Below are 16,851 nucleotides of genomic sequence, written 5' to 3' on the forward strand. Positions count from 1 at the left end.
TGGGAGACCTTTGGAAAGCGCTTACCGGAGCACGTTATGGCCCACGGGCAGTTCTGGGCAAGGGCTACGGCGTGGCGGCGCACGCTCTGGCGATTCCGTTCGCGGCCGTCAGCAGGGGCTCGACCAGCCGGGGGAGCTCGCGGGCGCGCCTGGAGGACAGCACCATGCCGAGCGCGGCGATGGCCCGGCCGTCGACGAGGACCGGGGCCGCGGCCGAGCAGGAGCCGAGTGTCATCTCCTCGTACGTCAGCGCGTACCCCTGGGCGCGTACGGTGGCCAGCTCGCGCGCCAGCCGCCCCGGCTCGGTGATCGTGTGCGGGGTCGGCCGTTCGAGCACGCGGTCCAGGTACGACCGGACGAACCACTCGGGCTCGTAGGCGAGCAGGGCCTTGCCGACGCCCGTCGGATGCATGGGCAGTCGCCCGCCCGTCCTGGACACGATCGGCACGGCCCGCCGCCCGGCCACCTTGTCCACGTACAGCACCTCCAGACCGTCACGGACGGCCAGGTGCACGTTCTCGCCGGTGCTCGCGAACAGCTCCTGCAGCCACGGATGGGCCAGGTCCTGGAGCTTGGCGGGCGCGAGCTGGCCGAGCTCCCACAGCCGCAGCCCGATGCGGAGCCGGCCGTCGGGCGCGCGGCTCAGCGCCTGCCACTCCTCCAGCTCGCCGACCAGCCGGTGCACCGTGCTCAGTGGCACGCCGCTGCGCCTGGCCAGATCGGTCAGCGTGAGCTGCGGGTGCCCGGAGTCGAACGCGCCCAGGATGGCGAGCACCTTGGACGTCACCGTGCGCCCCTGGGATCCGCCTGACATACCGTAAATCCTGCACAATTCTTCCGCTCAGTGGAAGAGGCGGCTCGAACAATCGACCGCCTAAGCAGGATGCTTCCCCCATGCGCACTCAGGTAGGGATCATCGGGGCGGGGCCCGCCGGTCTGCTGCTGTCCCACCTGCTCCACCTGCGCGGCATCTCCTCCGTGGTGCTGGAGAAGCGCGGTCGCGCGTACGTGGAGCGCCGCGTGCGCGCCGGCGTACTGGAGCAGGGGACGGTGGACACGCTGGTCGAGGCGGGCGTCGGCGGGCGGCTGCTGCGCGAGGGCCTGCCACACCGGGGCATCGAGCTCAGGTACGGCGGGCAGGGCCACCGCATCGCCTTCGAGAAGCTGGTGCCCGGCCGGTCCATCACCGTGTACGGCCAGCAGGAGGTGGTCAAGGACCTGATCGCCGCCAGGCTGGAGGCGGGCGGTGACGTACGGTTCGAGATCGAGGACGTGGCCGTGCATTCGCTGGAGGCCGAGCCGTACGTGACGTTCGGCGGCGAGCGGCTCGACTGCGACGTGATCGCCGGTTGCGACGGCTTCCACGGCGTGTCCAGGCCGTCCATCCCGCCGGGCGTTCTGCGGCTGTTCGAGCGGGACTATCCCTTCGCCTGGCTCGGCATCCTGGCCCGGGTGGCGCCCTCGTCCGAGGAGCTCATCTACGCCAGGACCGAACGCGGCTTCGCGTTGCACAGCATGCGCTCGCCCACGGTCAGCCGCTTCTACCTGCAGGTCCCGCCCGACGCCATCGTGGCGGAATGGCCGGACGAGCGGATCTGGGCCGAGCTGAAGGCGCGGCTGGAGACCGTACCCGGCTTCGTCCTGGAGACCGGCGAGATCTTCGAGAAGGGCGTCACGCCGATGCGGGCCTTCGTCGCCGAGCCCATGCAGTACGGCCGCCTCTACCTCGCCGGCGACGCCGCCCACATCGTGCCGCCCACCGGCGCGAAGGGGCTGAACCTCGCCGTGGCCGACGTACGCGTCCTGACCGAGGCGCTGGACCGGTTCTTCTCCACCGGCTCGGCCGACCTGCTCGACGCCTACTCCGAGTCCTGCCTGAAGCGGGTCTGGCGGGCCCAGCACTTCTCCTGGTGGATGACGACCCTGCTGCACACGTTCGACTCCGACGACGACTACGGGCGGCGGCTGCAGCTGTCCTACCTGGACTACGTGACCTCCTCCGAGGCGGCCGCCACGACGCTGGCGGAGAACTACGTGGGGCTTCCATGATCAACTTTGAAGGGCGGCCATGACCCATCCTCCTTACCTGAGCCCCGGCTACCGCAGCACGATCCTGCGCGCGCCCGCGCGGCCACCGGTGGCGTTCAGGAGCGATCCCGACGCGATCGAGCTGACCGGCCCGGTCTTCGGCCACGACGAGGTCGGCGCGCTCGACTCCGACCTGACCAGGCAGCACGACGGGGAGCCGCTCGGCGAGCGCATCTCCGTCACGGGCCGCATCCTGGACTCCGCCGGAAAACCGGTCCGCGGCACGCTGGTGGAGCTCTGGCAGGCCAACGCCGCCGGCCGCTACGCCCACGAACTCGACCAGCACCCCGCCCCCCTCGACCCGAACTTCACCGGTGCCGGCCGCTGCCTCACCGACGAGGACGGCCGGTACCGATTCGTCACGATCAAGCCCGGCGCCTATCCCTGGCGCAACCACCACAACGCGTGGCGGCCGGCGCACCTGCACTTCTCCGTGTTCGGGCGGGCCTTCACCGAGCGGCTCGTCACGCAGATGTACTTCCCCGGCGACCCGCTGATGCCCTTCGACCCGATCCTCCAGTCGATCCCCGACGAACCGGCCAGGCAGCGGCTCGTCTCGGCCTTCTCCATGGAGCTGACGGAACCCGAATGGTCGCTGGGCTACTCCTTCGACATCGTGCTGGGCCGAACCCCGATGGAGTCCGCATGAACCTCACGCCCTCCCAGACCGTGGGGCCGTTCTTCAGCCACGCGCTGCCGTACCCGCACGACTGGGAGCTGGTGCCTCCCGGGCACACGGGGGCGATCATGCTGACCGGCCGCGTCCTGGACGGCGCCGGTGAGCCGGTGCCGGACGCGCTGCTGGAACTCTGGCTGGGGCGCACCGGCGACCGCGGCGCGCTGCTGCGGGGGGACGGGGAGGTGTCCGGCTTCGGGCGTTGCGCTACGGCTCCGGATGGTTCGTTTAGGTTCTGTACGGTACGGCCTGAGGGGGCTTATCTGTCGCTGCAGGTGTTCGCGCGGGGGTTGCTGCGGTCGTTGCTGACCCGCGTCTACCTGGAGGATCTGCCTGATCCACTGCTGGACGGCTTGGAGCCGGAACGGCGGGGGACACTGATCGCGACGGGGTCGGGGGACCGGTACCGGTTCGACGTGCGGCTCCAGGGGGATGGGGAGACGGTGTTCCTTGACTTCTGACGGGACTGCTGGCGGACCCTTTGGCGGTGCCGCTGCCGCTTCTGGCGGGGCCTCCGGCGGGGCTGCTGCGGACAGCGGGCTGCTGGCGCCGGTGCGGGCGGGCACTCGGGTGGAGGCGGTGACCTCGGATGCGGTCTGGCTGCGCGCCATGCTGGACGCCGAGGCGGCGCTGGCCCGTGCGCAGGGGCGCGCTGGGTTTATCCCCGGCGCGGCGGCCGCGCTGATCGACCGGGTGGCCTCGGAGTTCACCGCCGACCTGCCGGACCTGGCTCAGCGCGCCCGGCAAGCCGCCAACCCCGTCGTCCCGCTGGTCGCCGACCTGCGAAAAGCCGTCGGCGCCAGAGGTGTGGCCGAGTTCGTCCACCGGGGGGCCACCAGCCAGGACATCTGTGACACGGCCGCGATGCTGGTCGCCGCGCGTGCCGTCGGCCTGATCGTGGCGGATCTGGACGCGGCCATGGACGTGCTCGCCGGGCTGGCGGAGCGGCATCGCGACACCCTGATGGCGGCTCGCACGCTGGGCCAGCAGGCGGTGCCGACGACGTTCGGGCTGAAGGCCGCGGGCTGGCTGACCGGCCTCCTGCGCGCCCGCGACCGCCTGGCCGCGCTACGCCTGCCCGCCCAGCTCGGCGGCGCGGCCGGCACCCTGGCCGCCCTCATCGAAACCGCCCACACCGCCTCCGCAGAACCTGGTGGTGGCGAGAGGGGGCAGGCGCGGGTGCTTCGGCTGGTCGAGCTGTACGCCGAGGAGCTCGGGCTGGTCGCTCCGCTGGCGCCGTGGCATGCCGAGCGGTCCGTGGTCGGCGAGCTGGGCGCGGCCCTGGCCGGTACGGCGGGCGCGCTCGGCAAGGTGGCGACCGATGTGATCCTCATGGCCCAGACCGAGGTCGGCGAGGTGGCCGAGTCGTCCCGGGGCGACTCCTCGGCCATGCCGCAGAAGCGCAATCCGGCCCTGTCGGTGCTGATCCGGTCGGCGGCGCTTCAGGTGCCCGCGTACGCCCAACTGCTGGGACCGGCGGGGGAGCACGAGCGGGCGGCGGGCGCCTGGCAGGCGGAGTGGTCGCCGCTGCGCGAATGCCTTCGCCTGACCGGCGGCGCCGCGGAGACGGCGGCCGAGTTGGTCGCCGGGCTTCAGGTGTTCCCGGACAGGATGCGGGACAACGCCTGCCTGACCGGCGGGCGCATCGTGTCGGAACGGCTCGCGGTCCACCTCGGCCGCGACGCCCTCGACGAGGCGCTGAGCCGTCCGGGCCCGCTGGAGGGACCGGAGGAACTGCTCGACCCCGAGGGCTACCTGGGTGCCGCGCCGGAACTCGTCGATCGCCTCCTGGCCGACTACCGCGAGCGTCGCGTCCCCTCCGACTACCGCAAGCGCAGCGTGCCGGGTGAACACCGCGAGCGCCGCGTCCCGGACGACTACCGGAAGTGATCGTAGGCATGAAGCTGTATCACCGCGTGGACGGGCCCGCCGGAGCGCCGTTGCTGGTTCTCGGGCCGTCGCTCGGCACCACGCTCGACATCTGGCAGCCGCAGCTGGGCGCGCTCACCCGGTCGTGGCGGGTGCTCCGGTACGACCTGCCGGGCCACGGCGGCTCGGCCCCCGCCGCCTCCGGCCTGACGATCGACGACATGGCGCGGGCCGTACTGGACCTGGTGAACGACGTGGAGGACACGGGGGACGGAGAGTTCGCGGTCGGCGGCATCTCCCTCGGCGGCGCCATCGCCACCACGATCGCCGCGGGACAGCGCGACAGGGTCCGGAGCCTGGTGCTGTGCTGTACGTCGGCGCGGTTCGGGGAGCCGAACCCGTGGCTGGAGCGGGCGGCGCTGGTACGTGCCTCCGGTGTGGCCCAGCTCGGCCCGGCACTGGCGGGCCGCTGGTTCACCGCCGGCTACGACGGCCGCTGGGTGACGGACATGCTGGAAGGCGTGGACGCCGAGTCGTACGCGGCCTGCTGCGAGGCCATCGCCTCCTGCGACCTGACTGGACGCCTGCCCGCCATCACCGCCCCCACCCTGATCGTCGCCGGGGCCGACGACCCGGCCACCCCGCTCGACCAGGCGATCACGCTGGCCCAGGGCATCCCGGGGGCGCTGCTGCGCGTGGTGCCCGGCGCGGCCCACCTGGCGAGTGTGGAGCGGGCCGACACCGTCACGTCCGCGATCGTCGGCCATCTGGGCGGCGACTCCGGTCACGCGGCCGGGATGCGTACCAGGCGTGAGGTGCTCGGCGACGCCCACGTTGACCGGGCGGTCGCCGCCACCACCGGCTTCACCCGCGACTTCCAGCACCTCATCACCCGCTACGCCTGGGACGAGATCTGGAACCGGCCGGGCCTCGACCGCCGTACCCGCAGCTGTGTCACCCTGACCGCGCTGGTCGCCCGCGGCCACCTGGACGAGCTGGCCATGCACGTGCGCGCGGCCCTGCGCAACGGCCTGACCCCCGACGAGATCGGCGAGGTGCTTCTGCAGACGGCGATCTACTGCGGGGTCCCGGCCGCCAACGCCGCCTTCGCCGTCGCCCAGCGCGTCCTGACAGAAGACTGATCCAACGAGCGGACCGGGCATGCGTCAAGGCAAGCCACGCCCGTGCTTGATGTCCTGGCTGCAACGGATTTGCAACGTCGGTTGGCAGCATCTTGAGCGGATTGTTCGGCTCAAGGAAGGGACCGATCTCATGCCCAAACTGACCCCGGAGCAGGCCGACCGGATCGTGGCCGGCTGGCGGAGCGGTACGCAGCTCGTCGAAGGATGGGACAACCCGGCTGGCCCGCTGTTCGCCAGCGGTGAGTACGCGGAAGCGGACATCACCCTCGAATCCATCCTCGCCGCGTCGGGCTGCAACCCGCCTCCCCCTCCGCTCACCGAGGGCGGCTGCGGCACCGCGTGCAGCGCCTCCGCCGGGCGCTTGTGCTGCTGACCTGACATGGGGGAATACACCGTAAGCGACACCGTGCTGGACCGCCTGCTCGAACCTTCACTGGAGCGACTGGCGGCCCGGCTCGGGTCCGTCGCGGGCCTGGCGGAAACGGAGCGCCGGGCCGTACACGCGGGCGCCGCCACGGCGCTGCTGAACACCGTGCGCATGAGGACCAACCGGGTCCTGCTCCTGGAGCTGAACGCGGCCAGGATCACCGGCAGGCTCACGGGCGCCGACCCGGAGGCCAGATGGCGGGATTGGGAGTCCCAGGCGGCCAACCCGGAGTTCTGGGAGTCGCTGGGCGGCCACTACCCGACCCTGCTCCCACGCCTGCGACGGCTGATCGGCCACAGGTGTGCGGCGGCGATGAGCCTGGCCTGCCGCTTCGCCGCCGACCGCCCGCTGCTCACGACCCTGCTCCGGCCGCTCGAGGGGGGCGAGCCGGGGGAGCTGGTGAGCGTCGAGTTCGGCGCGGGCGACAGCCACCGCGGCGGGCAGAGCGTGGCGATCCTGACCTGCGCGGCGGGCAAGGTCGTCTACAAGCCGCGATCCGTCGCCGTGGACCTGGCCGCGGCGCGGCTGCTGAGCCGGTTGCTGGCCGACGAGCCCGCCGACACCCGGATCAGGGTCCCCGACGTGGTGAGCGGCGACGGCTACGGCTGGGCCGAGCACGTCGCCCATAGGTACTGCGCCGACGACGAGGAGACGCGCTGCTTCTACCGCAACCTCGGGCACTGGCTGGCCGTGATGCGGCTGATCGGCGGCACCGACCTGCACGCCGAGAACCTGATCGCCGCAGGACCGATCCCGACCGTCGTGGACTGCGAGACGCTGTTCACGCCCCAGCCGCCGACGCGCGTCTCCGGCTACGGGCTCGCGGCGGATCGGGCGGGGGCGCTGATCGGCGGTTCGGTGCTGGGCACCGGGCTGCTGCCGGGCCGGGGGCTGGCGCTCGGCTGGCGCGGCGTCGACATGTCCGCCATCGGCTCACTGCCCGGCCAGCAGCCGGTCACGGAGCTGCCGGTCATCCTCGGCGTCGGCACCGACGAGGCGCGGATCGGCCTCGCGCCCGTGCGCGTCCCGCTCTCGCTCAACCACCCGAGCCCGGAACCCGTGCTGAGCAAGCACTGGGACCTGGTGGTCGACGGGTTCACCCGGCTGACCAGGCGGCTCAGGAAGCTCGACGAGGGCGGGGAGCTGGCGGGGTGGCTCGGGGAGTTCGCCGACCTGCCGATCCGGGTCGTACTCAGGTCCACCGAGAGCTACGCCGAGTTGCAGCGGATGCTCTGGCACCCGCACTCGTTGCACGACGAGCCCGCTGCCCGGCGGCGCGCGGCGGACCTGCTGGCCAGGCAGGCGGCCAACGCGCCCGGCCGGCCGGACGACCCCGAGGTGATCGAGGCGGAGGTCGAGGAGCTGCTGGACGGCGACGTGCCGTTCTTCGCCACGACGCCGCGTCGCGGCCGGCTCACCGGGCCGCGCGGCACCCAGTGGGGTCCCGCCCAGGACCTGATCGCCGGGACGCTGGGCCGGTGGCGGTCGGCCGACCTCGCCCTGGAGCACCAGGTGATCCAGTCCGCCCTGGTCAGCGCGTACCTGAACGAGGGCGGCGTACCCGACCAGCGGCGCCTGCTCCCTGCCGTCCTGAGCACCGGCGACCTGGACCGCAGGCGGCGGACGCTGGCGGCCGACATCATGCGATCGCTGTCCGACGCCGCCGTACGCGCCGAGGACGGCACCGTCACCTGGATCGCGCCGGTGCTCAACCCGACCGGTTGGGCGGTGCTGCCGCTCGGTCTCGACATGTACGGCGGCGCGGCGGGCATCGCCGTGCTGCTGGCGGGCTACCTGCGTGAGATGGAGGCGGGACGGGCCGACCCGATGCCGGACGTCGGGCAACTGCTGGCCGACGTGCTGCGTACCGTGCGGATGGCGGAGGAGCAGTGGGCCAAGGACCGGGCCGAGATCAAGACGCGACGGCCCGCGCCCGCCGGCGGCTACCTCGGGCTCGCCTCGCGGATCTGGGGCTGGCTGCTGCTGGTACGCCTCGGCGTGATCGAGCCGGCCGAGGCGTTCTCACGGTCGGCCGACCTCGTCCGCGAGCTGCCCGCCGCGCTGGACTCCGACCCGTCACTCGACCTGGTACGCGGCATGGCGGGTGCGGTGGTGCCCCTGCTGCGGCTGCACGAGAGCGCGGGCGACGCCGACGCGGGGGACCTGGCCAGGACGATCGGCCGCAAGCTGGTGTCGGCGGCACAGGTACGCGGCGACACCGCGTGCTGGACGATCGACGGCTTCCCCGACGGCATCGGCGGCCTGGCCCACGGGGCGACCGGCATCGGCTGGGCGCTGTCCCGGCTGGCGGCGGCCACCGGCGACACCGACTGCGCGAGCGTCGCCGAGGCCGCCTTCGCCTACGAGGAGACCCTGTACGTCCCCGAGACCGGCAGCTGGCGCGACCTGCGCGGCCCGGACCAGATCGGGGCCGCGTGGTGCCACGGATCGGTGGGGATCGCGGTCGTGGCGGCCGACCAGCTCATGGAGGGCCGCGGCGACCCGGAGCGGCTGCGCGACCTGCTGCGGCGCGCGGCGCAGGCCAGCCAGGCCGACGGCATCGGCTGGAACCACACCCTGTGCCACGGCGACTTCGGGGCCTGGGAGGTGCTGGACCTCGCCGTCACCGCGGGGCTCGGCGCGGGCGGACTGGACCACCCCCGGCTGGAGGCCCACATACTCGGCAGCGTCGAGGAGCATGGGCCGGTCAGTGGGTTCGCCAGGGACGCGTTCGTTCCGGGGTTGATGCCGGGGCTCGGCGGAGTCGCGTACCAGTTGCTCCGCATGCATCCAGAATGCCCGCTGCCCTCGGTGCTCCTGCCCGACCCCGGCCCGGTCTCCAGCACGGTTTACAGCACAGTGAAGCCGTCTTGAGCGCGTCCGCCGATGCCCATGAGATGGTGTCGCCTTACTGGCAACTCGACGACGCGGGCGACATGGGGTTCTGGCGGATGTGCCGGCGGCTGCCGGCCACCAGCCGGGCGGTGCTCGCGATCGTGGCGCGGGCGGCGCCCCGGCAGGCCGTCACGGTCGTGCTGCTCCAGGTCGTGTCGGGAGCCGCCACGGCCTTCGGCCTGCTGGCCACCACGGGGGCGCTGGAACGGCTGCTCGCCACCGGCCCCACCGTGGAGGTGGTGGCGGCCGCGCTGCCCATGATCCTCCTCGTCGGCGGGGCGTACCTGCTGCGGGGGGCGGTCGAGACGGCCATCGCGGCCGCCTACGCCCGGCTGACGCCCGCGGTGCGCCGGATGGCGGAGGGGGAGCTGTTCGCGGCCGGGCTCCGCGTCGAGCTGGCCGCCTACGACGACGCCGGCTTCTACGACCGGATGCAGCGGGCTCGGGACCGGGGCCTGTTCCACCTCGCGCGGGCCGTGGACAACCTGGTCGACCTCGTCGGCGCGGCCCTGGCGTTCGCCGCCGCGTTCACCGGGCTGGCCGTCCTGCACGCCGCGCTGCTCCCGGTGCTGGTGCTGGGTGTGGTCCCGTCGGCCTGGACGGTGCAGCGCTCGGCCCGGCTGGCGTACGCGCACATGACCCGCACGGTCACCCTGAACCGCCGGGTCCAAATGATCACCGAGCTGGGCACGCAGCGCGAGCCTGCCCCGGAGATCCGCGCCTGCCAGGCCGAGGAGTTTTTGCTGCGGGAGTACGCCGAGGTCGCCGACCCGCTGCGCGACCAGGAGGTACGGGTGAAGGCCGGCCAGGTACGCGTCGGCACCGTCGGCCGGGCGCTCACCGGGCTCATGTCCGCCATCACGTTCACCGTGCTCGGCCTGCTCCTGCAGGCGGGCTGGATCCCGCTGGCGGTGGCCGGCGGCGCGGTGATAGCCGTGCGCACCGCGAACGCCGCGCTCAGCCGGCTGGTCCACTCGGCACACCAGCTGCTGGAGCAGGGCATGTACGTGGCGGACTACCAGGAGTTCGTCGACGACGCCGCCTCCAGGAGCCGCGCGGCGGCCACCCGCACCCGCATGGCGCCGGCCGCGCCGGAGGTGATCACGCTGAGCGGCGTCGAGTTCGGCTACCCGGGCGGGGCCCGCGAGGCGCTGCGCGGCATCGACCTCACCGTCCGCACCGGTCAGACCATCGCCCTCGTCGGCGAGAACGGCTCCGGAAAGACCACACTCGCCAAGATCATCGCGGGCCTGTACGAGCCCACCAACGGGCAGGTGAGCTGGGACGGCGTGGACATCCGCGAGATGGACCCGCACAGCGTCGGCGACCGGATCATGATGGTGCTCCAGGACCCGATCCGATGGCCGCACACCGCCCGCGCCAACGTCCGAGCCGGCCGCCACGACCGCGACGACCCCGGCGACCTGGCGCTGCGCGCCGCCGCCGAGCTGGCGGGCGCCGACACCGTCGTGGCCGGCCTGCCCAACGGCTGGCAGACGCTGCTCTCGAAGTACTTCCGCGGCGGCCAGGAACTGTCGGGCGGTCAGTGGCAGCGGCTGGCCGTCGCCCGCGGCGTCTTCCGCGACGCGCCCGTACTGATCTGGGACGAGCCGACGGCGCCGCTGGACGCCAAGGCCGAGTTCGCCGTGTACGAGTCGCTGCGCCGCCTCGCCACCGGCCGGATCGTCATCCTGATCACGCACCGGCTGGCCAGCGTACGCAACTCCGACCGGATCTACCTCCTGCACGAGGGCGCGCTGGCGGAGCAGGGCACGCACGACGAACTGATCGCCCGATCCGGGCGATACGCGGAGCTGTACGAGTTGCAGGCCCGCATGTACGCCGACGAGCTCCCCCTCAGCGGCTCCGGCCGTTGAGCACCGGCCTGGTGTCGCGGTGGCCGAGCAGGTCGGCGGCGCGGCGGCGGTAGACCAGCTGGGTCGGGACGGGCGTGGCGGCGTACAGGGCCTCCCTCGTCACCTCGTCGGCGAACTCGTACCCGCTGCCCGTCACCACGAGCAGGCCCACCCTCAGCGCGCGCTCACACAGCTCGGCGGCTACCTGCGGCGGCATACCGAGCAACTCGCCGGCCAGCGCGGGCTCGAAGGCGCCCCGGAACACCGAGGCGGCCCGCAGCAGCCGCTCCACCAGCGAGCCGGTCCGGTGAACCCGCTCGAGCACCGCCGCGCCCAGCCCCGCCGCCACCCTGTGCTCACCCGCCGCCAGGCCGCGCAGCAGCTCGACGACATACAGCGGGTGACCACGCGTACGCCGGAAGACCTCGTCCGCCCACCTGCCCTGACCGCTCCGCGCGGCCAGCCGCGCGACCGCCCGCGCGGGCAGCGGCCCCAGCTCCAGCCGGACGGCAGAGCGCCCGAGCGCCTCCAGCGCCGCCGCGCCCTCCCCTGAACGCGCCGTCGCGACGACCAGCAGGCGCGCGCCGGAGACCCGGCGGGCCAGGTAGTGGACGAGCTCGACGGTCGCCGTCCCGGCCAGATGCAGGTCCTCCAGCACCAGCAGGACCGGCTCCCTGGCCGCCAGGGCACGCAGGAACCCGGCCACCGCCTCGTACGACGATCTCCGCCCGGCCTCCCCGACCGCATCGTGGCGGCCCTGCCGCAGCGTCGGCGCGGCCTCCGGGATCAGCCTGGCCAGCGCCTCCGCCCCATCACCCACCATGTCGCGGAGCACGGGTCCGGCGAGACGGGTGGCCGGTGGCGTCAACGCGTCGGTGAACGGCTGGAGGAAGAGCGAACGCTCGCTCTCGTGGCACCGCGCCCGCAGGACGGTCCCGCCGGTGGTCCGCGCGACCCGTGCCGCCTCCTCGGCCAGCCGGGACTTGCCGATGCCCGCCACACCCACGATCAGCAGCGCACCGGTCCGCCCCGTTACGGCCGCCGCCCAGGACCGGGCGATCCCGGCCACCTCCTCCGCCCGCCCCGGAAGAGCGGCCTCCTCCGCCTCCGCCCGCGCCGCCAGCGCGGCGGCGCCCTCGTTCACTGCTCCGGCCTTCACGGCGCCCGTCGGGGGAGCGGCCCCGTCGTGCACGGCGCCGCCCTTCACGGCCCCGGCGTTCATGGCTCCGGCTTTTGTGGCTCCCGTCGGGGGAGCGGCCCCCTCCTTCGCGGCTCCGGCCTTCACGGCGCCGCCCAGGGGAGCGGGCGGCTGCTCGCGCAGGACCGCCAGGTGCATGGCCCGCGTCTCGGCCGCCGGATCCGTGCCCAGCTCGGCCGCCAGGAGGTCGCGCAGCCGTTCGTAGGTCAGTAACGCCCGCGCGGGCTCGCCCGCCTCGGTGTGCGCCCGCATCAGCAGCCGGTGTGCGGCCTCGTCGAACGGGTCCGCGGCCACCGCCGCCTCAGCCGCCCGCCGCGCCCGCCCCGGCTCGGCGATGCGCAACGCCGCTGTCGCCGCCGCGTGGAGCGTCCGCCTGAGCAGCCCGGCCGCCTCACCACGGGCCGGCGCCGCCCAAGGAGCGTCGTTGTCCCCATCCAGTACGGCCCCGCCGTCGAGCAGGTCGATCGCCGCCGTCGCCGCGGCGACGGCCACGGCCGGCTCGTCCTTCGCCAGCCTGCTCTCCGCCTCCGCGGTCAGCGCGGCGGCCTCGTCCAGATCCACGCTCACCGCCGGCGGCGCGCCCAGCCGGTAGCCCCGCCTGCCGCCCGTGACCGCCTCAGCGCCGAGCGTCCTGCGCAGCCTGCTCACCAGCGTGGCGACGTTCTCCACCGGCCGTTTGGGCGGGCAATCGCCCCATAACACCTCCACGACGCGGTCAGTGGGCACGGCGTGGCCGCGCTCCACCGCCAGCAGCTTCAGCAGCGTCCCGGCCCGGCCGCCGACCGTCTCGCGCATACCGTCCTTCTCGACCGCGAACGAGCCCACCAGCCGGATCAGCACCCTGCTCTCGCGGCCGCCTGTCCTGTCGATCATGTTCATCCGCCGCCTCCCCGAGCCCCTCACCTTGAGGCGTGACATCGAGGGACAGGGATGTTCCATGGGGCGGGGGTCGGCTCAGCCGACGCGTATCCCGGTCACTGATGGCGACCAAGCTCTGACCGCGCACCGGCGACGTGCCGTCATGGCGCACCGGCAATGTGCCGTCACCGGGCACCGGCAACGCGCGTGTGGTCACCGCGTACCGGCAACGCGCGTGTGGTCACCGCATACCGGCAACGCGCGTGTGGTCACCGCGTACCGGCAACGCGCGTGTGGTCATCACGCACTGGCGACGCGAGGTGCCGTTACCGCTTACCGGCGGTGCGACGTGCGGTGAGTCTCGCGTGGGCGATCGCGGTGGCGGCTTCGACCGTCGTGACGCGTGCACGATCGGCCCGCTCGAAGACGTCGGCGACGATCTGGCCCACGCGTTCGACTCGCGCGGTCGAGCGGGCGTCGTCGTGCCCGAGGAGCTGTCCTTCCAGGTACACCAGTCCACCGGCGTTGGCGAGGAAGTCCGGTGCGTACAGGATTCCCCTTCGGGCGAGCGCGTCGGCGAGGCCGGGTTCGGCGAGTACGTTGTTCGCGCCCCCGGCGATGACACGGCACCGCAACCGCGGCAGCGTCTCACCCGCCACCACCTCGCCGAGAGCGCAGGGGGCGAACACGTCGCAGGAGGCCGAGAGGATGTCCTGTGGTGACATGGCTCGCGCGCCGTACCGTTCGGCCACGTCGCGGGCACGCCCATCGACGAGGTCGGCGATCAGCACCTCGGCCGACTCCGCGCGCAGGAGCCGCGCGAGGTGGGATCCGACGTTTCCTGCTCCCTGTACGGCCACGGTCGCGCCCGCGAGATCGCCGGAGCCTGCGGAGGCGCGCAGCCCGGCCCGGATCGATGCGAGAACTCCGAGCGCCGTGTAGGGGGAGGGGTCGCCTTTGTCGCAGACGGGTGACGTTTCGCGGCCGATGACCTCGATGTCCGCCTGCACTGTCCCGACGTCGTTCACTGGGATGAACCGGCCGCCCAGCGTGGCGATGAACCTGCCGTGGGCGCGCAGGAGGGCTTCGGACTTGTCGCGTAGCGGATCTCCGATGACGATCCCGGCACCGCCACCAAGGTCGAGCCCGGCGGCCGCGGCTTTGAGCGTCATAGCCCGGGCCAGGCGCAGGCCGTCGGCCATCGCCGCCTCTTCGCTCCTGTACGGGCACATCCGCACCCCACCCAGCGAGGGCCCGAGCGTCGTGTCGTGAATGACGATGATCGAACGCAGCCCGGTGACCGGGTCATTTCCCACCACGACCTGCTCGAAGCGGTCGAACAGCTCGGAACCGGTACGAGATCCCACTGCCGCGAACTTCGCTTCCATGTTTCTCCTGCCTGGATATGGGCGCTCCGCTCTCGAAGAGCACGAAGGCACGGTGGGACCCCGTCGATGGGACGCCATCCGTTCCTGCCGTACGCCGAGACGTCATGCGGGACAGCGTCTTGAATTCCCTGTAGTTCCCTGAAGGAATCAGGCAACTCGGACAGGCGTGGCCTGGCCTGGGCCGCCCCAGTGCTTGGCGAGCATGAGCACGGGGGTGGCTTTGGCGTGGTGGAAGCCGGTCCGGTGGTGAGAATTCCTGGCATGCCCTGTCCGGTACGGCTGGTGCCGTCCCGGCTTGGGTGCATGGCCCGCCGGACGCTGTCCACCGCTGGTGGGCGGTGGGGCGGGCACCGTGCGCCGGTCGGGCACACGGCTGGAGGTCATCGGGTTGTTTCGTGGGTTGGCCGGGGTGCGGGTGGGCCGTTTCGGGGTGGGGCGGTTTTTGGCTCTGTCGCGTGCTGCCGGTCGGGGGTGCAGGTCTGCTCGTGTGCGGCGGGCGCGGCGGGCCGCCCGGGTGGGTTTGCGAGTGCGGCGGGCGCGGGCGACGTTGCCTTCCACGATGGCGTGGATGGTGCGCGCCCCGGTGGAACGGTGGGTGCGGGTAGCGTGTTGGCCGAGCAGGCCGCGTGCGAGGATCCGCTCGGCCGCTGCCCAGTCCCGATCACAGGACAGGCCGCAGGCCGGGCAGTAAGCCCACCTCCAGCCCCGCTCGCCGAGCCGGTCGGGGGCCGGGCAGTGCTGGAGCACCGACGTGCCGTCCCCGCACCGGGGGCAGTATCGGCTCGTGCCGCGGGCCGAGATGGTGACCACGGCGATGGCGCTCTTGGCGGCCAGATGCCGGATCGCTTCGACGATCTGCCCGCGTACCTGCCCCGACAGGCGCGTGTTCGCGCTGCCTCGGCGTCCGCGTGCTTCCAGGGTGGTCAGGTCTTCCAGGTAGATGACCGTCGTCCCGGCGGCCTCGGCCTGGTCGACTGCCCAGCGGGCGGCTGACCAGGCCAGCGCCTTGTTCAGGTTGCGGATGCGGGCGCACAGCCGCTCATGTTCGACCCCGAGGACCTGGCAGGCCGCGTTCAACGCGGCGTAGCGGGTATCGGCGCCAGTCATGCCGGCCAGGAGTCGTTGCTGGTGCTTTATCTTGGCGGCCAGGTGCTCACGCTCGGCCCGCAGCCGGTGCAGCTTGGCCGACACACCGCTCGCATCGTAGAGCAGCGGCTGCGCATCGCCGATCACCCGGCTGCCGGAGATCACCCGCCCATCGGCCACAAGACGTCCCACCACACCGGTCAGCAGCCCGTTGAGGCCCCAGTCGAAGCCGCACCCGACCCGATGCCCGGTCGCGGGTGCGAAGCCGATCGGGATCTGGAACGGCAGATCGACGCGCACCCGGCCCTTGGTCACCCGCAAGGTGGGGGCGCACAACCTTGCCTCCGGCGGCACGGTCGGCGGCAAGACGACAGGCAGCACATGCCAGGCCCAGTCCCTGGTGGACGCGGGCGATTCGACCAGGGGAAGCCGCACCCGCAGCCGGGCGCCGTCATCGCCGGTGCGCTCCAGGGTGAGCAGTTGCCGGTCGGCCGCCGCCAGCACCACCTGCGCCGCAACGTTCGGCGGCTCCTCCAGTTCGGTCAGATCGGCCGGGAACACCTCATGCTCGTCGCGATAGACACGGATCTGCCGGGTCCGGTTCCGGATGTCGGCCGCCGACACCCCGTCCGGCAGCAGCGCGCGCAACGCGTCCCATTCGGCATCGGTGCGCGCACCCGGGTCGTGCGGCCAGGTGGTCACGATCGCCGCCGCCACGCGGCGCCGGTGCAGCGCCAGCCGCAACAGGCGGGCGGCCTGCTCCTGCGCGCACCGCAACACCCGATCACAGACGTACACGCCCGGCTCCGGGCCCACACCCCAGCCCAGCCGCCGAACAGCCATCCAGCCCTTCGACGGCAACACCCGCCCATCCAACCCCACCCCGCCGGCCAGCCCATCCAGATCAGCCGGATTCCACCGGACCGCCACCAAGCAGCCGGCCAGATCCCGCACCAGAGCGGTCAACCAAGCCACCCGCCGCGCCAGCAGCGCCTGAGGGACCACCTCGCCCGTTTTCTCCACCATGGCGGCGTGGGCGGTGCACGGGGCGGTCGCGGTGAGCTTACTCACGCACCACCCCCGTCAGGTGATGGGTTCCCAGGCGGCATCGACGCGTCTGCAGTCCACCCTGCAGTCCACCCTGCGGTCCAACCTGCACCCTGCCCACCCCAGCTCTACGATGTGTGACTGTAACGCTACCAAGGGTTGGCATCTTTGGGTAGAACATGTGAGCGATATGCATCCGCCGGATACCAACACCGGCCCCCTCGCCTCATCGCGCCAATGTCGGCACGCGCGATCAGGCCATACGCCAAAGAAGCACCTACGAGCACCGCGCCACCATCCGCACCGAGATCCGCCGCTCAC

General features: G+C 72.7%; 12 protein-coding genes. 8 read left to right on the top strand and 4 right to left on the bottom strand.

The genetic code is table 11. The features are described from left to right. Positions 1-64: 64 nt before the first annotated feature. Entirely contained in the window at positions 65-814 is a 750-nt protein-coding gene (locus ACQP2T_RS21255) for an IclR family transcriptional regulator (protein WP_225289773.1), read from the bottom strand. A gap of 80 nt (positions 815-894) precedes the next feature. Here ACQP2T_RS21255 and ACQP2T_RS21260 point away from each other — a divergent pair, with 80 nt between their 5' ends. From ACQP2T_RS21260 to ACQP2T_RS21295, 8 genes are all read left to right on the top strand, one after another. Beyond that, positions 895-2,049 (top strand): 4-hydroxybenzoate 3-monooxygenase, encoded by a 1,155-nt coding sequence (locus ACQP2T_RS21260; RefSeq protein ID WP_433517848.1) that lies wholly within the window; start codon positions 895-897, stop codon positions 2,047-2,049. A 19-nt stretch (positions 2,050-2,068) separates the two neighbouring features. After that, the gene (pcaH, locus tag ACQP2T_RS21265; protein ID WP_433517849.1) at positions 2,069-2,737 is read left to right on the top strand and encodes a protocatechuate 3,4-dioxygenase subunit beta; all 669 of its coding nucleotides are present in this window, start codon (positions 2,069-2,071) and stop codon (positions 2,735-2,737) included. Continuing rightward, positions 2,734-3,225, top strand: a complete 492-nt coding sequence (locus ACQP2T_RS21270; RefSeq protein WP_433517850.1) for a protocatechuate 3,4-dioxygenase subunit alpha — start codon at positions 2,734-2,736, stop codon at positions 3,223-3,225. Before pcaH ends, ACQP2T_RS21270 begins: the two co-directional genes overlap by 4 nt. 118 nt (positions 3,226-3,343) lie before the next feature. After that, entirely contained in the window at positions 3,344-4,654 is a 1,311-nt protein-coding gene (locus ACQP2T_RS21275; protein ID WP_433517851.1) for a lyase family protein, read from the top strand. Positions 4,655-4,662: 8 nt separating this feature from the next. Continuing rightward, positions 4,663-5,775, top strand: coding sequence for a 4-carboxymuconolactone decarboxylase (pcaC, locus tag ACQP2T_RS21280; protein WP_433517852.1), 1,113 nt, complete (start codon positions 4,663-4,665; stop codon positions 5,773-5,775). Between the two features lie 130 nt (positions 5,776-5,905). Next, the gene (locus tag ACQP2T_RS21285; protein WP_357951270.1) at positions 5,906-6,148 is read left to right on the top strand and encodes a DUF6229 family protein; all 243 of its coding nucleotides are present in this window, start codon (positions 5,906-5,908) and stop codon (positions 6,146-6,148) included. A gap of 6 nt (positions 6,149-6,154) precedes the next feature. Continuing rightward, entirely contained in the window at positions 6,155-9,076 is a 2,922-nt protein-coding gene (locus ACQP2T_RS21290) for a type 2 lanthipeptide synthetase LanM family protein (RefSeq protein WP_433517853.1), read from the top strand. Beyond that, complete coding sequence (locus ACQP2T_RS21295) at positions 9,073-10,974, top strand: ABC transporter ATP-binding protein (RefSeq protein ID WP_433517854.1); 1,902 nt, start codon at positions 9,073-9,075, stop codon at positions 10,972-10,974. The genes ACQP2T_RS21290 and ACQP2T_RS21295 overlap by 4 nt, the downstream gene beginning before the upstream one ends. On the opposite strand, the gene ACQP2T_RS21300 is transcribed toward ACQP2T_RS21295, so the two are convergent. From ACQP2T_RS21300 to ACQP2T_RS21310, 3 genes are all read right to left on the bottom strand, one after another. Then, entirely contained in the window at positions 10,955-13,030 is a 2,076-nt protein-coding gene (locus tag ACQP2T_RS21300; protein WP_433517855.1) for an AAA family ATPase, read from the bottom strand. The genes ACQP2T_RS21295 and ACQP2T_RS21300 overlap by 20 nt on opposite strands. Before the next feature lie 305 nt (positions 13,031-13,335). Beyond that, positions 13,336-14,397: a Glu/Leu/Phe/Val dehydrogenase dimerization domain-containing protein gene (locus tag ACQP2T_RS21305; RefSeq protein ID WP_433517856.1), complete on the bottom strand. Its 1,062-nt coding sequence runs from the start codon at positions 14,395-14,397 to the stop codon at positions 13,336-13,338. A gap of 147 nt (positions 14,398-14,544) precedes the next feature. Continuing rightward, entirely contained in the window at positions 14,545-16,554 is a 2,010-nt protein-coding gene (locus ACQP2T_RS21310; RefSeq protein ID WP_433517857.1) for a zinc ribbon domain-containing protein, read from the bottom strand. Positions 16,555-16,851 lie beyond the last annotated feature (297 nt).

Origin of the sequence: Nonomuraea sp. CA-143628, from assembly GCF_050942315.1 — a bacterium.
GTDB lineage: Bacteria > Actinomycetota > Actinomycetes > Streptosporangiales > Streptosporangiaceae > Nonomuraea.